This window comes from Vallitalea sp. (assembly GCF_025211055.1).
In the GTDB taxonomy this organism is placed as follows: Bacteria; Bacillota; Clostridia; order Lachnospirales; family Vallitaleaceae; genus Vallitalea.
Genome location: NZ_JAOARO010000016.1, coordinates 1 through 16,921 on the forward strand (window position 1 = coordinate 1; position 16,921 = coordinate 16,921).

The 16,921-nt window shown below is 33.7% G+C and carries 20 protein-coding genes; all 20 read left to right on the forward strand.

Features of this window, described 5'->3' with window-relative positions; genetic code table 11:
- The first annotated feature begins 404 nt into the window (after positions 1–404).
- The 20 genes from N4A55_RS01970 to N4A55_RS02065 all read left to right on the forward strand — a co-directional run bounded on the left by N4A55_RS01970 (position 405) and on the right by N4A55_RS02065 (position 16,898).
- Positions 405–653: a hypothetical protein gene (locus N4A55_RS01970; protein ID WP_293753735.1), complete on the forward strand. Its 249-nt coding sequence runs from the start codon at positions 405–407 to the stop codon at positions 651–653.
- A gap of 20 nt (positions 654–673) precedes the next feature.
- Positions 674–1,045, forward strand: a complete 372-nt coding sequence (locus N4A55_RS01975; RefSeq protein ID WP_293753736.1) for a hypothetical protein — start codon at positions 674–676, stop codon at positions 1,043–1,045.
- 84 nt (positions 1,046–1,129) lie between these two features.
- On the forward strand, positions 1,130–1,543 hold the full coding sequence (locus N4A55_RS01980; RefSeq protein ID WP_293753737.1) for a hypothetical protein: 414 nt from the start codon (positions 1,130–1,132) through the stop codon (positions 1,541–1,543).
- Positions 1,543–2,793 carry a DUF2800 domain-containing protein gene (locus N4A55_RS01985; RefSeq protein WP_293753739.1) on the forward strand — a complete coding sequence of 417 codons (1,251 nt, stop codon included), beginning with the start codon at positions 1,543–1,545 and terminating at the stop codon, positions 2,791–2,793. Before N4A55_RS01980 ends, N4A55_RS01985 begins: the two co-directional genes overlap by 1 nt.
- A 25-nt stretch (positions 2,794–2,818) precedes the next feature.
- The gene (locus N4A55_RS01990; protein ID WP_293753740.1) at positions 2,819–3,376 is read left to right on the forward strand and encodes a DUF2815 family protein; all 558 of its coding nucleotides are present in this window, start codon (positions 2,819–2,821) and stop codon (positions 3,374–3,376) included.
- On the forward strand, positions 3,373–5,343 hold the full coding sequence (locus N4A55_RS01995) for a DNA polymerase (protein ID WP_293753741.1): 1,971 nt from the start codon (positions 3,373–3,375) through the stop codon (positions 5,341–5,343). The genes N4A55_RS01990 and N4A55_RS01995 overlap by 4 nt, the downstream gene beginning before the upstream one ends.
- Positions 5,344–5,356: 13 nt before the next feature.
- Positions 5,357–5,770 carry a helix-turn-helix domain-containing protein gene (locus N4A55_RS02000; protein WP_293753742.1) on the forward strand — a complete coding sequence of 138 codons (414 nt, stop codon included), beginning with the start codon at positions 5,357–5,359 and terminating at the stop codon, positions 5,768–5,770.
- Between the two features lie 42 nt (positions 5,771–5,812).
- On the forward strand, positions 5,813–5,956 hold the full coding sequence (locus N4A55_RS02005; RefSeq protein ID WP_293753743.1) for a hypothetical protein: 144 nt from the start codon (positions 5,813–5,815) through the stop codon (positions 5,954–5,956).
- 80 nt (positions 5,957–6,036) lie between these two features.
- Positions 6,037–6,210, forward strand: coding sequence for a hypothetical protein (locus N4A55_RS02010; protein WP_293753745.1), 174 nt, complete (start codon positions 6,037–6,039; stop codon positions 6,208–6,210).
- A 16-nt stretch (positions 6,211–6,226) separates the two neighbouring features.
- Positions 6,227–8,638 carry a virulence-associated E family protein gene (locus tag N4A55_RS02015; protein ID WP_293753746.1) on the forward strand — a complete coding sequence of 804 codons (2,412 nt, stop codon included), beginning with the start codon at positions 6,227–6,229 and terminating at the stop codon, positions 8,636–8,638.
- A 300-nt stretch (positions 8,639–8,938) separates the two neighbouring features.
- Positions 8,939–9,127: a hypothetical protein gene (locus N4A55_RS02020; protein WP_293753747.1), complete on the forward strand. Its 189-nt coding sequence runs from the start codon at positions 8,939–8,941 to the stop codon at positions 9,125–9,127.
- Positions 9,124–9,411 (forward strand): VRR-NUC domain-containing protein, encoded by a 288-nt coding sequence (locus N4A55_RS02025; protein ID WP_293753749.1) that lies wholly within the window; start codon positions 9,124–9,126, stop codon positions 9,409–9,411. The genes N4A55_RS02020 and N4A55_RS02025 overlap by 4 nt, the downstream gene beginning before the upstream one ends.
- Positions 9,401–10,774: a DEAD/DEAH box helicase gene (locus N4A55_RS02030; RefSeq protein ID WP_293753750.1), complete on the forward strand. Its 1,374-nt coding sequence runs from the start codon at positions 9,401–9,403 to the stop codon at positions 10,772–10,774. The genes N4A55_RS02025 and N4A55_RS02030 overlap by 11 nt, the downstream gene beginning before the upstream one ends.
- A complete protein-coding gene (locus N4A55_RS02035; protein ID WP_293753751.1) occupies positions 10,775–11,110 on the forward strand; it encodes a hypothetical protein in 336 nt (111 codons plus the stop codon).
- Between the two features lies 1 nt (position 11,111).
- Entirely contained in the window at positions 11,112–11,630 is a 519-nt protein-coding gene (locus N4A55_RS02040; RefSeq protein ID WP_293753753.1) for a sigma factor-like helix-turn-helix DNA-binding protein, read from the forward strand.
- 130 nt (positions 11,631–11,760) lie between these two features.
- Positions 11,761–12,204: a terminase small subunit gene (locus tag N4A55_RS02045; RefSeq protein WP_293753754.1), complete on the forward strand. Its 444-nt coding sequence runs from the start codon at positions 11,761–11,763 to the stop codon at positions 12,202–12,204.
- Positions 12,197–13,453, forward strand: a complete 1,257-nt coding sequence (locus N4A55_RS02050; RefSeq protein ID WP_293753756.1) for a PBSX family phage terminase large subunit — start codon at positions 12,197–12,199, stop codon at positions 13,451–13,453. Before N4A55_RS02045 ends, N4A55_RS02050 begins: the two co-directional genes overlap by 8 nt.
- Before the next feature lie 173 nt (positions 13,454–13,626).
- Positions 13,627–15,075, forward strand: coding sequence for a phage portal protein (locus N4A55_RS02055; protein ID WP_293753758.1), 1,449 nt, complete (start codon positions 13,627–13,629; stop codon positions 15,073–15,075).
- A complete protein-coding gene (locus N4A55_RS02060) occupies positions 15,065–16,582 on the forward strand; it encodes a minor capsid protein (RefSeq protein WP_293753760.1) in 1,518 nt (505 codons plus the stop codon). The genes N4A55_RS02055 and N4A55_RS02060 overlap by 11 nt, the downstream gene beginning before the upstream one ends.
- 1 nt (position 16,583) lies before the next feature.
- Positions 16,584–16,898 (forward strand): hypothetical protein, encoded by a 315-nt coding sequence (locus N4A55_RS02065; protein WP_293753762.1) that lies wholly within the window; start codon positions 16,584–16,586, stop codon positions 16,896–16,898.
- Positions 16,899–16,921 lie beyond the last annotated feature (23 nt).

Genomic DNA, 16,921 nt, shown 5'->3' on the forward strand with positions numbered 1-16,921 from the left:
CAATAGAGATGAAAAAGGAAGATGTTTATTAAGTGGTGGATTAGACCTTGAACCAGATTTTATAGATGAGAATACATTAAGTTGTGATTATTTTGAGGAAAAAGAAGTTGAAAATTAATTTAGTGAAGGGAGAAATGAAGAATACAAAAAGATGACAACCTAATTAAGTCTCTTAGCTTAGATGCTAAAAGTCTAGGGGATGTCGTTGAAAAAGCTGAATTTGAATTATTAAAAACAAAGTTTCAGGAAGAAAATAAAAGATTTATTGAAATGCTTAGAAGTAGAAGAATACTGGTTAAGAGGTGGTGATGGCTCAATGATGGTCATTCCAGAGGATGAACTAATAATAATAGATCAGCAGTAAAGATTGATTTACCGACTATAAAAACTAAAAAGAGGAGCGATTGAGTATGGAATATAAAGGAATTAGAATTTCATGTTCATGTTTAAAAAAAGAAATTGATTCAGTGATAAATAAAAACACAGTAGAGGGAATAGCGCCTATAGTATTTTTTGAAACAGAAAGAACCTTGTATGGAATCAGAAGGTATTCTAGCAGACTAAAAAGATATAGCACTACTGCTCGATATGAGGGCGTAAAGTGGAAATATTGTCCTTATTGCGGTCAAAAGTTGGCGCATGAAGATAAATAATTAATTTAGGTGGTATGAGAATGAGTAGAAATAATGTTAATACAGACAATTTCAATGAGACTGCACTATTGACAATGATTATTACAGCTTGTATAGCCACAATATGGAACTTAATAAAAATTTACTTTGAGAACAGAAAGAACAAACAACTACTTGTATTTATACAAGATTACATAGATGGAGATATCTCCGATAAAGAACTGGTAAACAGTATATTAAAATTTTATCCAAGAAAGGGGGACAAGCTTATTCCGGCTATGCTTATTAGCCAAAATGAAGCGTCTGTATTACTTATTGCTTTGGACAAGATGGCAGACAGCGATAAATCTGATGAAATTAAAAGGCTGGAGTATAAGCTATGGCAGTTTGCAACAAAGAAAAAAGCCAGCTGATTACAGCTGACAACAATTAAATGTATTAATAAATCAACATTAGTATACCATTACGTATTAATAAAAGCAAGAAGGGAGAAAAATATGTTAGAAGTTAAAGTTACAATCACACTTGCACCAGAGGTTTTGAATTTATTAAGCGGTTTTGCAGGAGGGATAAAAGCATTTAAACCTGAACAAGGTAAAATGCAATCATCACAAAATGTAAAAACTTATGAAGAACCTGAACAGAATGTAGAAGCAGAACAGCCTAAAAAGGAAGAATCAAAAAGTATAGATTCAGATAAACAAGATGAATCAACTGAATCAACTGAAACTACTGAAACTGCTGTACCAAATATATCAATAGAAGAAATAAGAGCGGTTACAGCAAAAGCGGCTAAGAAGGACAAGCCAGCAGTAAAAGGGTTACTAGCTAAGTATGAAGCTAAAAGCGTGTCTGTTCTTAGTAAAGAACATTATGTTGCGTTCTATAAAGAAGTCAAGGGGTTGGTATAATGGCACACGCGGTATTAAGCGCTTCGGGTTCTAGTAGATGGCTGGCTTGTACACCATCAGCTAGACTTGAAGAAAAAGAACCTGAGAAAACAAGTAGTTTTGCAGAAGAAGGTACTCTAGCCCATTCAATAGGCGAATTAATGATTAGATATAACAATAATGAGTTTACAAAACGTACTTTTAATACGAGGTTAAATAAGTTTAAGAAACAAGAGTTATTTACTAATGATATGTTGGATTATTGTAGTTCTTATGCTGAAATAGTTAGGGAAAAGTATCTAACGGCTAAGAAGAATACACCCGATGCACAACTTATTATAGAACAAAAACTTGACTTTTCCTATTTTGTACCTAAAGGATTCGGCACAGGTGATGCCCTTATCATTGCAGATAACTGTATTGAAGTTATTGATTTCAAATATGGTAAAGGTGTAGAAGTATCTGCAGTAGAGAATTCACAAATGAAGTTATACGGACTTGGAGCTATTGCAGAATATGACATGCTTTATGATATCCTAGAAATACGATTAACAATAGTTCAACCAAGGTTAGAGAATATTTCAGAATTCAGTATGACGGTCAAGGGGTTACGTGCATGGGGGGATTCAATCAAACCTATTGCACAAAAAGCATTCAAAGGTGAAGGCAAATTTTGTGTAGGTCTCCATTGCAGGTTCTGCAAGATAAAAGCTAAATGCAAAGCTTACGCAGATGAACAAATGGAGTTAGCTAAATATGATTTTAAACAAGGTCCATTCCTAGATGATGGGGATATAACAAATATTCTAAATCGTGTATCTGATTTCAAGAAATGGTTAAAGGCAGTAGAAGATTTTGCGCTTGATCAAGCTGTAAATCACGGACATGAATATCCAGGCTATAAGCTTGTTGAAGATAGAAGTAATAGAAAATATGCAGATCAAGATAAAGTACTTAAAGCTTTAGTTGAATACGGCTATGAGGAATCAATATTACATAAACCAAAAGAGTTATTAGGTATTACTGCTATGCAGAAAGCTATAGGTAAAAAAACATTTGAAGAATTATTATCTGAGTTAGTGATTAAGCCACAAGGTAAACCCACTCTTGTACCACAATCAGATAAACGTCCATCTTGGCATAGTGAAGATGATGCAAAGAAAGATTTTGAAGGATTTATAGATAAAGAGATTAATAATCTTAAAAAAGATGTAGATCCAATGGACGGATATGTACTTATTGGAGATTTAGATGATGATTTACCGTTTTAAATAATATAAAAGGAGATTAAGAAACATGGAAAATTTAAAAACAAAAGTAATTACAGGATTAGTAAGATTTAGTTATTTACACGTATGGGAACCAGATGCAATTGATGAAAGTCAAGAACCTAAATATTCGGCTTCTATCATTATCCCTAAGTCTGATAAAAAGACCTTAAAAGCAATTAAGCAAGCGATTGAAAATGCTAAGATACAAGGTAAGAGTAGTAAGTTTAACGGAAAAGTACCAGCTAATCTTAAAGTACCACTACGTGATGGTGATGAAGAAAGACCTGACGATGAAGCTTATGAGAATAGTTATTTTATCAATGCTAACTGTAAGACTAAACCGGGTATTGTTGATAAGGATTGTGACAAAATAATGGACCAGGACGAAGTGTATAGTGGTTGCTATGGTCGTGCTAGTGTAACATTTTACCCATTTAATACAAGTGGTAATAAAGGAATAGCTTGTGGTTTAAATCACATTATGAAGCTAAAGGACGGTGAACCTCTTGGGGGTAGATCTTCAGCAGATTCAGACTTTGATGATGATTTTATCTTTGAAGATGAAGACGATGATTTACTATGAGAACGTTAGCAATTGACATTGAAACATACAGCAGTGAGGATATTACAAAGGTTGGAGTCTACAAATATGTAGACTCTCCTGATTTTGAGATATTGCTATTTGCTTATGCTTTTGATGATGAACCGGTACAGATTATTGACTTAGCACAAGATGGAGAATTGCCACAAGAAGTTATTGATGCACTTACAGATAAAAACATATTAAAAACTGCTTATAATGCACAATTTGAAAGAATATGTATTGATAAATTCTTTTATCTTGGTGAGGGTTATTCAGTCGAACAGTGGGAGTGTACTATGGTAAAAGCTTCGATGCTCGGTATGCCATTAGGATTAGATAAAGTAGCAAAAGTATTAAATCTACAAAATCAAAAAATGAAAGCCGGTAAGGCATTAATAAATTATTTTTCTAAACCCTGTAAACCTACCAAAAAGAATGGTGGTAGAACTAGAAACCTACCACACCACGATATTGAAAAATGGAATACTTTTAAATCCTACTGTAAACAGGACGTTGAGGTTGAAAGGGATATCCGTAATAAAATTAAATTCTTTATAATTCCGGAAAGTGAAAAACAGATGTGGTATTTAGATCAAAACATAAATGATATGGGTATAAAGCTAAATACACAATTGATTAAGAATGCAATAAGCATGAACAATACATACACAGATAGACTTATAAATCAGCTTAAAGAAATAACTGGAGTAGACAATCCGAACAGTGTGGCACAGCTAAAAAAGTGGATTTTAGATATAACAGGAATAGAAGTAAAAAGCTTATCAAAGACAGCTATTCCCGAATTACTAGAAAAGGCACAGAATGAGGATTTAAGACAAGTTCTAACGATTAGACAGAAGTTGGCCAAAACTTCTGTTAAGAAATATGAAGCTATGGACAGAGCGATTTGTACAGATGGTAGAGTAAGAGGTTTATTACAATTTTATGGTGCTAATAGAACAGGAAGATGGGCGGGAAGATTAGTCCAGGTACAGAACTTACCAAAGAATAAAATACCTGATTTAGATTTAGCAAGAAATATTGTATTAGACAACGATTTAGACTTATTAGAAATATTATACGGTAATGTGCCTGGTATTTTATCTCAACTTGTAAGAACGGCTTTTATTGCATCCAATGGCTGTAGATTTATTGTAGCTGACTTTAGTGCTATTGAAGCAAGGGTTATTGCTTGGTTAGCCGGTGAGAAATGGAGAATGGACGTATTTGCAACACACGGTAAGATATATGAAGCTTCTGCAAGTCAAATGTTTCATGTGCCAATTGAAACTATTGCAAAAGGTCATGAGAATTATGCCCTAAGGGCAAAAGGAAAAATAGCAGAACTTGCTTTAGGATATCAAGGTGGGCCTGGTGCATTAATGGCCATGGGTGCTTTAGATATGGGTATAGGAGAAGATGAATTACCAGTTATCGTTAATGCCTGGAGAAATGCAAATAAAGCAATAGTTAGATTGTGGAAAACAATAGGTAATGCAGCTATAAAAGCAGTAGAAGAAAAGGTGCCGGTTAGGATTCAATATGGTATTACTTTTTATTATCGAAAGGGGTTCTTATTTGTTAGATTACCATCAGGTAGAGACTTAGCTTATATGAGAGCTTCTGTTGAAATAGATCCAACCTATGGAAGTAAAAGAATAGTATATGAAGGTATGGACCAAACAAGTAAGCAATGGAAGCGAATTACTACATACGGTGGTAAATTAACAGAGAACATTATACAAGCCATTGCTAGGGATTGTTTAAGTGAAACAATGATAAGACTAGACAAATTCGGTTATAAAACAGTAATGCATGTACATGATGAAGTTATCCTTGATACTCCTTACAATGATGAATATAGTATGGATGAAGTTCTAGACATTATGAGTGAACCAATAGAATGGGCTACGGGATTATTACTTAAAGGCGATGGATACGAAACGGAATATTATCTAAAGGATTAGGAGGTTAGATATCATGAAGAATAAACTAGGAGAAAATATTAAGACGAAAAGATTAGCGTTAGATATGACCTTAGAAACTCTTGCTAATATGGTAGGTACATCTAGACAAACTGTCCAGAGATATGAAAGCGGAGTTATTAGTAATATTCCTAAGGAAAAAGTTGAGAAATTAGCTCTTGCACTCAAAACCACACCAGCTTCATTAATGGGTTGGGGCAGGGGCAGAACAGTTAGATACCAAAAAACTGATAAATCTATGTTTGATTTAATTGACACGGAGGTGCAGTACGAGACACGTGTATGTAATCTTATAAGTTCTATTTTTATTAAGGGGTTTGTAAAAATAAATGGTGTTTTACATGCCATTGAATTCGATGAAGACATGACAATTTTAACAAGCGTTCCTGTTAATGATCTTATTATCTAGAAAAAATTGTGTTTAGCATTGACTAAGAAAGGAGTGGTTGTATTGGATATTATTTGCGATAAATGTAAATCTGATAATGTAGATCATACAGCAATAGATGTGATTATGGGATTGGATTTTTATAAATGTAATGAATGTGGGCATAAATTTAGCGAGAGGAATCTTGAGTATGAAGAAGATGAGTAATGTTGGGCCGGAGTAAAAAGAAAGGATGATAGTATTTGAAAACAGAGTATTGCATTAAAAGTGATCACACTGGAGAATCGATGTTTTTCAAAGGTGACGAAGTTTTTGTTTATACTACCGATGGCGGAGGATGTGCCGGCATTATCTCCCATATAACGTCTAAGGGAGTATACCTTTATACGGGTGGTAAAAAGGATAAGTACTTTAGAGCTGATGAAATAGATAGAATGGTTAGTCATAATTGGAATGATTAAATTGAGGTGACGTTAATTGAAGTATGATGGAGAGATATCAATAGCGGTTGGAAGAAGCCGTAAAGAAACAAAATGGAAAAATAAAGAGATTCTATGGTCTGAACTAATTAATAAATTAAGTGAGACTACAAGGACTGCAGAGACACACAATGAGTATATGGCCAGTCCTAGAAGTCGGCAAGCAGAGATTAAGGATGTAGGTGGATTCGTAGGTGGTTATCTTAATCAGGGTACAAGAAAGGCTGATAGCGTTCAAAATAGAACAGTTATAACCTTGGATATAGATCATGCCAAAGCAGACCAAGATATCCTGGATAGTCTTGATATGTTGTATGGGTGTGCAGCTGCCATTTACAGTACACATAAACATACGCCAGAGAATCCAAAACTGCGATTAGTTATACCAATTAACCGGCCAGTATTTACAGATGAATATGAGGCAATATCGAGGCGGATAGCTGGGGATTTAGGTATCAATGATTTTGATGATACGACATTCCAGCCATCAAGACTTATGTACTTTCCATCTACTTCGAAGGACGGAGAGTACCTTTTTGACACAATTGATGCGCCGTGGTTAGATGCTGATGAGGTCCTTAATAGTTACCGTGATTGGAAAGATAGTAGTAGTTGGCCAATATCGGATAGAGTCGATAAGGTTGTGGCCAGGAACATAAAGAAGCAAGGAGATCCACTTGAAAAGCCTGGTCTTATTGGTGCCTTCTGTAGATGTTACACCATTCATGAAGCTATAGAGAAGTATCTACAGGATGATTACGAAGCATGTGTTATTGAGAATCGTTATACATATAAAGACGGAAGTACAGCCGCAGGATTAGTTGTATATGATGATAAGTTTGCATTTAGCCATCATGGTACGGATCCATCAAGTGGAAAGTTATGTAATGCCTTTGACCTTGTAAGGATACATATGTTCGGTCTTAAAGATGAAGATGCAGCACCTAGTACCCCTAGTAATAGATTGCCTTCATTTAAAGCTATGAATGACTTTGTATCTAATGATGAATCAGTTAATAAGCAATTAGGAAAAGAGCAGCTTAGGGATATTCAATCAGACTTTGATGATGACTTCGAGTTCACAGAAGATGATACAGAGTGGGTTGCTAAACTAGATAGAGATACCAAGGGTAGGATTAACAATACCATATCTAATATAGAAGTCATTCTATCTAATGACCCAAGAATTAAAGGGTGTATTGGACGTAATAAATTCAGTCAGAAAGATATAGCCCTTAAGCATTTACCCTGGAGAAAAATTGATAGGAATGTAGCTTCTGATGCAGTGCTAGAGGATTCTGATGATGCGAGAGTTAGAAAGTTTTTAGAGCACTATGGGAACTTCTCTAAGACTAAGATTGATGATGCTGTATCTAACGTGACTCAGGATAATGCTTTTCATCCTATAAGAGATTACCTGGATAAACTTAAATGGGATGGAGAGAAAAGGCTTGATACACTACTCATTGATTATCTAGGGGCAGAGGATTCGGCATATATCAGAGCTGTCACCCGTAAGTCCATAGTGGCATGTGTAGCAAGAGTAAGGCATCCTGGTTGTAAGTTCGATTATGTACTAACCCTTGTAGGTAAGCAGGGAATAGGTAAGAGTACCATTCTTAAGAAGCTTGGCCAAGAGTGGTTTAGTGATAGTTTTACCACTGTACAGGGTAAAGAAGCTACGGAGCAGATTCAAGGATATTGGCTTATTGAGATGGGAGAGTTAGCAGGTCTTAGAAAGGCAGAGACCGAACAGATCAAGCACTTTATTAGTAAGCAGACAGATATATTCAGAGTGGCTTATGGTAGAAGAACGGGAGAATTTCCACGTCAATGTGTGTTTTTCGGTACCACAAATAATACGGACTTCCTGAATGATGTAACTGGTAATAGACGATTTTGGCCAGTATCGACATTTATCACAGAGCCCGAGAAAAACATGTTTAAAGACCTAGACCAATATGAGATTGATCAGATATGGGCAGAGGCACAAGAGTACTATAACAAGAAAGAACCTTTATATCTAAGTGCTGAAATCGAAGCAGAGGCAAGGAAGGTTCAAGAGAAACATAGTAAAGTGGATGATAGGGCCGGGGCTGTTGAAATGTACCTCGATACCCCAGTACCTTCTAACTGGTATGATATGGACGTATACGAGCGAGTAAACTATATACAGAATGCTGATGATTTAACCGAAGAAGGCACGATGATAAGAGAAAAGATCTGTGTTTTAGAAATATGGGTTGAGTATTTTAATGGACAGAGAAAAGACTTGGATAGGCGTAAATCAAGTGAATTGCACACCATTATGAAATCCTTAAAAGGTTGGCAAGAATGTGGCAATAAAGGAGGACGTATGCGAATAAAAGGGTATGGACCTCAGAGAGCATACGAAAGAATTAAGGCGTGACAAAGTGGTGTGACAAAGCCGAAAAGCGTGACAAAGTGGGTGAAATAGGGCAGAAAAGTATAGGGTAGCATGCGTGACAATGGTGACAAAAATTGACGAACGTCACATACTTTGTCACATCTACTAAACGTTGAAAAATCAACGGTTTGCGGTGTTAACGTGACAATAGTGACAAAGTTTAATTATATAGCTTTATATAAATATTAGGGGGAATATATATACATAATGCCCCTAATATGCATACACGTATAGGGAAATAGAGGACTTTGTCACCTTAGTAAATGATGAGGAGGTCTTAATTTGACAGCAATTGAAGAGGAATTTAGAAGAGTTTTAAGTAAAGGATCAGTAGATTGTAGAGAAGTGAAAAAGATTTTATCCGACAAAGGGTATTCTAAAAAAGAGATACGAAAAGCTAAATATAATTTAGATATCAGTACGAGAAGGGCTGCCAAAAACGGAGAAACTATCTGGGAGTGGTATCTATGAATGAAAAGCTAATTGAAAAAAAATTAAGAGAAGAAATCAGAAAACTTGGAGGCAGAGCAGAGAAGTTCATACCAACTTATTTTGTAGGTGCCCCCGATAGATTAATCTTAATGTCAGGAGGTAAAGTATATTGGGTTGAGACAAAAAGTACAGGAGATAAACTTAGAGATATACAGCAAACTAGAAAAAAACAGTTAGAGAAATTAGGATTTAAAGTTTATAAAGTTGATAGCCAACAGGCATTAGATAGATTCATTAAGGACGTGAGAAAAGATGCAATTTAAACCATACGATTACCAAAAACATGCAATAGATCACATCATAAAAAACTTATATTGCGGATTATTTTTAGACATGGGACTTGGGAAAACAGTATCAACGTTATCAGCTATTAGTTACTTGATGTATGAAGAATTAGAAGTTGACAAGGTACTAGTTATCGCACCATTAAGAGTAGCTGATGCAACTTGGGATGCAGAAATTAAAAAATGGGACCACTTAAAGCATTTAAGGTATTCAAAGGTTTTAGGTTCAGCGGCTAAAAGAAAAGCAGCATTAAAAACTAAAGCGGATATTTACATAATCAACAGAGAAAACGTTTCATGGCTAGTCGGTTATTATGGAACAGCGTTTCCGTTCGATATGGTGGTAATAGACGAATTATCAAGTTTTAAATCACCGAAAGCACAAAGATTTAAAGCATTGAAGATGGTAAGACCAATAGTCAATCGTGTTGTTGGACTTACTGGAACACCTTCGCCTAACAGTTTAATAGATTTATGGAGTCAGTTGTATTTACTAGATATGGGCGAGAGGTTAGGTAAATTTATTGGCCATTACAGAAGCAATTATTTTAATCCAGGACAAACCAATGGTCATGTGGTTTTTAATTATAAGCTTAAAAAACAGAGTGAAGAACGAATTTATGAGAAAATAAGTGATATTTGTATATCCATGAAAGCGAGGGATTATTTAAACTTACCGGAACGTATTGATAGAACAGTAGACGTTGTATTATCGAATAAAGACCAAAAGAGTTATACAGACTTTGAAAAGAAGATGGTTCTTCAGTTTATGGATGAAGAAGAAATATCAGTGGCCAATGCCGCAGGACTTAGTAATAAATTATTGCAATACGCTAATGGGGCAGTTTATAACGAGGATAGAGTAGTTAGAGATATACATAACGAAAAACTCAATACCTTAGAGGAAATTGTTGATTGTGCGAATGGTAAACCGATACTTGTATTTTATTCCTTCAAACACGATTATGACCGTATTATGAAACAGCTTAAGAAGTACAAGCCTAAAAAGTTAGAGACTTCAAAAGATATAGAAGAATGGAATAAAGGAAATATTAGACTACTTCTAGCGCATCCTGCAAGCTGTGGTCACGGATTAAATTTACAGGCCGGCGGTCATATCATAGTTTGGTTTGGACTTACTTGGAGCTTAGAACTCTATCAGCAAGCAAATGCAAGATTAGATAGACAAGGACAAAAGCAAAATGTTATTATCCATCACCTCGTTACAAAAGGTACAATTGATGAGGATGTACTTTTGGCACTAGAGAATAAAGCCACAGGACAAGATGCATTGATGGAAGCTGTAAAAGCAAGGGTTAAAAAATATAGAAAGGCTGATTAGATGGACAAATTACAAGCAAAAAACATATTAATAGAATTTAATAGATTTTATGGGTTAGAGAATGCAAGGGAAAAATGTCTTGAGGAAATAGAGGAGCTTAAAGAAGTAATCAATGGTTGGGATAACCTACGGTATAATGAATTCTTAACAAGGTTAGCAGAAGAATCAGCACATGTTATTGTTACAGTTAATAAATTAATTAATGCGTATGGTATCAGCGGAGAAACAGATAAAGAGGTTATGGAGACGCTACAACATCTTCAAAATCTACTAGATAATCCAATCAAAGAACAGAAAGTTTGGAAAGAGAGAAAACGTAATAAGGGGTTGAGATAATATGCCAAACAAAAATAACCAGGGAAGACTTGAAAAAATAGCAGATATGGCAGCAGAAAGAGCAGTCAAAAAATATCAGGACCAAGAGAAAAAAAGAAAGAAGGATTATAGGTTTAGGAATACTAAATTATTGCTAAGAAACTATAATTCTCTTAGTGAACACTTAGTTAATGCAAAAGTGAACATCAAGGAAGTTAATGATATAATCAATACTGAAAAGGATTATTACGATAAAGATGAATTGTATATCGAATCTGTCAGACAATCTAAAACTAGAACATTAATCATGTTAGCGAATATTGATGCGGCCATGTCACAATTAGAAGAAAATATGACGGATAGAGGTCAAATAGAAAAATATCAAGTGATTAAACTGATATACATACATAATTGTTCTTTTGAGGATGTAGCAAGGCAACTTAACTGTGGACATATGACAGTTAGAAGATGGGAAAAGGAAGCTATCAACGAATTAAGTATATTATTGTTCGGTATTGATGGAATGAAATTTGATAAATGATAAAAACATGGTATTTACATGATAATTCAAATGTGGTATTATGTTAATGAGTAAAATTATATTTAGAGATAATTGAGAGCCTATTGTGGCTCTTTTTTCGTTTATAAAAATAAAATAAGAAGGTGGTATTGTGAAGCTTACCTTAAAACAAAAGGCATTTGCGGATTATTTTATAAAACTTGGCAATGCCACAGAAGCAGCAAGAAAGGCAGGATATAAAGGTAAAAATCTAAACAGAGTTGCAAGTGAAAACTTGTCAAAACTAGATATCAAAAACTATATAGATGAACGACTGAAACAAATAGAAGGTGAAAGAATCGCAGATGCAGCAGAAGTTTTGAAATATCTAACTACTGTAATGAGAGGCGAATCCCAAGCAGAGATAGTAGTTGTTGAGGGTGACGGTGACGGTATGTCATCAGCAAGAAGGATTGAAAAGGCACCTGATGAAAAGGAAAAATTAAAAGCTGCTGAACTTCTTGGAAAAAGGTACTCGTTATTTACAGATAATACAAATGTTAACGCAAGTGTGGGAGTAACAATAATAGACGATTTAGGTGATGATAATGGCTGAAATAAGAATGTCTGAAATAGTTAATAAGGCCTTTATCCCATTTTGGAAAGCTTCTAACTCACACAAATATTTAAAGCACGTTGCAAAAGGTGGTAGAGGGAGTGGCAAATCGGCTCATATAGGGTTTAAATTAATAAAGGACATGATGAAATACCCAGTAACAACATTGTGTATCAGAAAAGTAGGAAATACATTGTCAGAGAGTGTATTTGAACAGCTTAAAGAAGCTATTAATATAATGGGTGTTGAATCTTTTTGGGATATTAAAAAGTCACCATTACAGCTAACGTATTTACCCAGGGGGAATAAAATTATTTTTCGTGGGGCAGATGATCCATCAAAAATTAAATCAATAAAGATGGCAAAATTTCCAGTAGCTTTTTTATGGATAGAGGAATTGGCAGAATTCAAAACAGAAGATGAGGTAACGACCATAGAGAATTCAGTATTAAGAGCTGAATTACCTGATGGTCTTTTTTATGCATTTTATTACTCTTACAATCCTCCTAAAAGAAAGCAAAGTTGGGTTAATAAAAAATATGAAACTCAATTTATACCTCAAAATACTATTGTTCATCACAGTACTTATTTGGATAATCCGCATATTTCAAAAGCCTTTAGGGAAGAAGCTAACGAAGTAAAGGAAAATAAAGAATTCAAGTACAGATGGGAGTATTTAGGAGAACCTATTGGAAGTGGTGTAGTGCCATTTGATAATTTAGTTTTTAGAGATATATCTGATGAAGAAATAAGTTCTTTTGATAATATTAGGCAAGGATGTGACTGGGGATATGCAGTTGATCCAGTAGCATTTATAAGGCTTCATTATGATAAGACTAGAAGAAAGATATATATTATCGATGAATATTACGGTGTTAAAAAGTCTAATAGAGAGTTATCTTTTCATCTACATAAAAAGAAGTACAACACCATTAATACAACGGCAGACAGTGCAGAGCCTAAATCTATTTCAGAGATGAAAACATTCGAGTGTAAATTTACAGGAGCAAGAAAAGGTCCTGGAAGTGTTGAATTTGGTGAGAAATGGTTGGATGATTTGAATGAGATTATTATTGATCCAAAAAGAACACCTAATACTGCAAGAGAATTTGAATCAATAGATTATCAAACGGATAAAGACGGTAACGTTAAAGCTAAACTAGAAGATAAAGATAATCACTCTATAGATGCTACTAGATATGCTCTTGAAAGAGATATGGTTAAAAAGGAATTGGAATTTCTTAAGTAATGTATATTATTCAAGTTGTGGGTTGCTTAAATCGTGAGTAATTATACAAAAAAGTATGATGTTTGAATAAAAATACACTAATTATTACTAAAATAACGTATAAATAGCCAAAAATCACATAAACACTGCGTATAATATTTATTTTGCGAATAGTTAAAAGGATGGTGTAAATCATGTATGTAACAGATATGGAACTAATAACAGCAAAGTTAGAATATATGGGAAATGTGACAAATGCAAAAATAATAAAAGAATACATAGAAGGTCATAATATCTCCAAGTATGTAGAGGGAGTTAAGTATTACAACAACGAAAATACCGAAATAACTAACAGGAAAATGTATCAATACGATAGTAATGGTAATAAAGTACAAGATGAAGAAGTTGCAAATAACAAAGTATCTCATAATTTTCATAAGTTACTTGTAGATCAAAAGGGAGCATATTTATTTGGTAAACCCATTACAATCAGTAATGATAAGGATAAGAAATTGACAGAAGCTATTAATAAAAAACTTGCTGAAGACTTTAATGATAAAATACAAACATTAGTAAGAAATTCTAGTAATAAGGGTATTGAATGGTTACATGTATGCTTTACTGATGAAAAAAAAGGAGGAGAATTCAAGTATAGGATTTTACCTGCTGAACAAATTATTGCAATTTGGGACACATCATACCAGGAAGAATTAGAAGCTGTAATATATTATTACCCTATACAGATTAATGGTAGAGATTCTTATAGAGTTGAATATTGGACAGATCAAAATATAGAATATTATATTAAAGCTGAAAATGGAGAATATGTATTTGATGATACAGTGAAAAATAATCCATGTAGTCATTTTTACAAAAACGGTCAAGGGTTTGGATGGGGCAGAGTTCCTTTTATACCATTTAGAAATAATCCTGAAGAATATTCAGATCTTAAGTTTTATAAATCATTAATAGATCAGTATGACAAGAATGTATCAGACCTTGCCAATAACCTTGAAGAACTACAAGAGATAGTTTTTATTCTGAAAGGCTATGAAGGTACAGACCTATCAGAATTTAAGCAGAACCTAAAGAAATATAAGGGTATTAAAGTATCAGAAGATGGTGACGTTACATCTTTAAGCATACAAATACCAATAGAAGCTAAAAAGGAAATGCTTGATAGACTAGAAGAAAATATCTTCATGTTTGGGCAAGGAGTTAACTTTAAAACTGATAAGTTTGGTAATAATCCTAGCGGAGTTGCTCTTAAGTTTATATATAATTTATTGGACCTTAAAGCTAACATTACAGAACGTAGGTTTAAAAAAGCTATCAGAGAGTTCTTATGGTTTGTTATAGAGGGTATAAAGATAGAACAAGGATCTAATAGTAAAGAGAATAATTACAAAGACTTTCAAATTACTGTGACTAAGAGCCCAATAACAAATGAAGCTGAAATAGTTGATATATGTACTAAGTCTCAAGGAATTATATCTAAGGGAACTGCTATGGCGCATCATCCATGGGTAGATGATGAACAGGAAGAAGAAAGAAAAATTAAAACAGAACAACAGGAGCAATTAGGAGAGAGTGATCCGTATCTTAAGCCTAATAAAAAAGTAGGTGGAGAAAATGAAGAGTAAAACCTACTGGACTAAAAGAATGGAGAAACTTGCAAAAGACCAGGAGCAAAAAGCTGATGAATTAGTTAATAGTTTAGAAAAAAAATATAAAAGGGCAATGTTAAGCATTGAAAAAGACATTGAAGTATTCTATTTAAGGTATGCAGAAGCAGTGGGAATATCTTATGCTGCAGCTAGAAAGTTATTAACTAATGTTGAAAAGATGGATTGGGATATAACTCTTGAAGAGTATCGACAAATGGCATTAGATGGTGGCTTTGAAAAAGAACTAGATGCAATGTATGCTAAGTCCAGGATAAGCAGACTTGAGGCCATTAATACACAGATTAGAGGTTATGTTGAGGTATTGCATAATGGTATTCTTAATAATACTAAGGAATTACTAGAAGATACATTCACAGATACATATTACAGGACCATATATGAGTTACAAAAGGGTACTAATCTAGGCATAAGCTTTACATCATATAACCAGGATGCAGTTAATAAAATATTATCTAAACCTTGGAAGTATGGTAATTTTTCTAGTAACTTGTGGAATGATAAGGCTAAACTAATTGATGAACTAGAAACCAATCTTGCACAATCTTTTATTCGTGGGGATGATGTCAGGAAAACAATTAAAAACTTTTCTGAACGAATGAGGGTTGATAAGTATAGGTCTGCAAGAATAATACAAACTGAATCGGCTTATATATCAGGAGAAGCTTCAGCAAAGGCCTATAAATCACAAGGTATAGATGAATATGAGTTTTTGGCCACACTTGATTTACATACATCAAAACTTTGTCAATCAATGGATGGTAAAGTTTTTAAGATATCACAAAAAGAAACAGGAGTTAATTATCCACCATTACATAGTTTTTGTAGATCAACTACTATTCCATACTTTGAAGATGATGACAGTAAAAGAGCTGCTAGAATAGATGGTAAAACATTCTATGTAGATGGGGACATGAGCTATAATAAGTGGCATAATGAATATGTTGCAGGTAAATATACAAATGGATTAGAAAACAATGAAAAAGGGTTAAAAATCTCATTTAAGACATTAGAACATTCAAATATAGGAGAATTTACAAATCCTAAAAATCCTAAGAAAAGTACTGTTGGAAAATTCAAAAGTGGAGGGCATGGTCAAGATAATATTTTACTTTTAAATAATTATGATATAGAGTATACTATAGTTAAGGAATATAAAAACGGAGTAAGGATTGGCAATGTACCATCACATAAAATGAAGTCTAAAAAAATAGGTACTGGGCAAGCGTGGTTTCCGAAGAAATGGTCAAAAAAACAAATCGAAAAAGCTGGATTATATGTAACTAATTTAATGGATAAGTCAAAGTATTTATTAGATGTGAAAAGAGTTGATGAAGAAACAATTGCCATATTTAAGTACGCTAACTATAAAAATGTTACAGTAGGTATATGTTATGATTGCAAGAAACGAAAAGTTACTACTATCTTTCCAGATGAAATTCAAAGAATGTTAGGAGATGATTAAATTGATAGATAAAAAAATAATAAGTAAAAATATAACAATTATTGAACAAATGACTCAAAATGGTGCATCTCCATCACTAGATGATTACTTTGATGAAATAGTAGATATACTTAGTAGAAACATAGATGAAACCATGGATTATTTGGATAATTGTAAAAAACAAGAATTGGAATGGATATCACCATATTTTGAAGATATGGCATATAATTTTCAAAGTAAAGATTTTATTATGTTTCTTGAAGAACTAGAAAAAAAACATCAAGATATAGATATGAAAATTGATATTGAATCAGCTAGAGATAGTATTATAAATTAAGCACTTACTAAAAAAAATAGTAG

Coding starts and splice junctions, on each gene's coding strand:
- N4A55_RS02010 (WP_293753745.1), top strand. CDS start 6,037: ATGTTTTTCAAAGGTGACGAAGTTTTTGTTTATACTACCGATGGCGGA.
- N4A55_RS02060 (WP_293753760.1), top strand. CDS start 15,065: ATGAAGAGTAAAACCTACTGGACTAAAAGAATGGAGAAACTTGCAAAA.
- N4A55_RS02050 (WP_293753756.1), top strand. CDS start 12,197: ATGGCTGAAATAAGAATGTCTGAAATAGTTAATAAGGCCTTTATCCCA.
- N4A55_RS01980 (WP_293753737.1), top strand. CDS start 1,130: ATGTTAGAAGTTAAAGTTACAATCACACTTGCACCAGAGGTTTTGAAT.
- N4A55_RS01985 (WP_293753739.1), top strand. CDS start 1,543: ATGGCACACGCGGTATTAAGCGCTTCGGGTTCTAGTAGATGGCTGGCT.
- N4A55_RS02000 (WP_293753742.1), top strand. CDS start 5,357: ATGAAGAATAAACTAGGAGAAAATATTAAGACGAAAAGATTAGCGTTA.
- N4A55_RS02025 (WP_293753749.1), top strand. CDS start 9,124: ATGAATGAAAAGCTAATTGAAAAAAAATTAAGAGAAGAAATCAGAAAA.
- N4A55_RS02055 (WP_293753758.1), top strand. CDS start 13,627: ATGTATGTAACAGATATGGAACTAATAACAGCAAAGTTAGAATATATG.
- N4A55_RS01995 (WP_293753741.1), top strand. CDS start 3,373: ATGAGAACGTTAGCAATTGACATTGAAACATACAGCAGTGAGGATATT.
- N4A55_RS01990 (WP_293753740.1), top strand. CDS start 2,819: ATGGAAAATTTAAAAACAAAAGTAATTACAGGATTAGTAAGATTTAGT.
- N4A55_RS02035 (WP_293753751.1), top strand. CDS start 10,775: ATGGACAAATTACAAGCAAAAAACATATTAATAGAATTTAATAGATTT.
- N4A55_RS02040 (WP_293753753.1), top strand. CDS start 11,112: ATGCCAAACAAAAATAACCAGGGAAGACTTGAAAAAATAGCAGATATG.
- N4A55_RS02030 (WP_293753750.1), top strand. CDS start 9,401: ATGCAATTTAAACCATACGATTACCAAAAACATGCAATAGATCACATC.
- N4A55_RS01975 (WP_293753736.1), top strand. CDS start 674: ATGAGTAGAAATAATGTTAATACAGACAATTTCAATGAGACTGCACTA.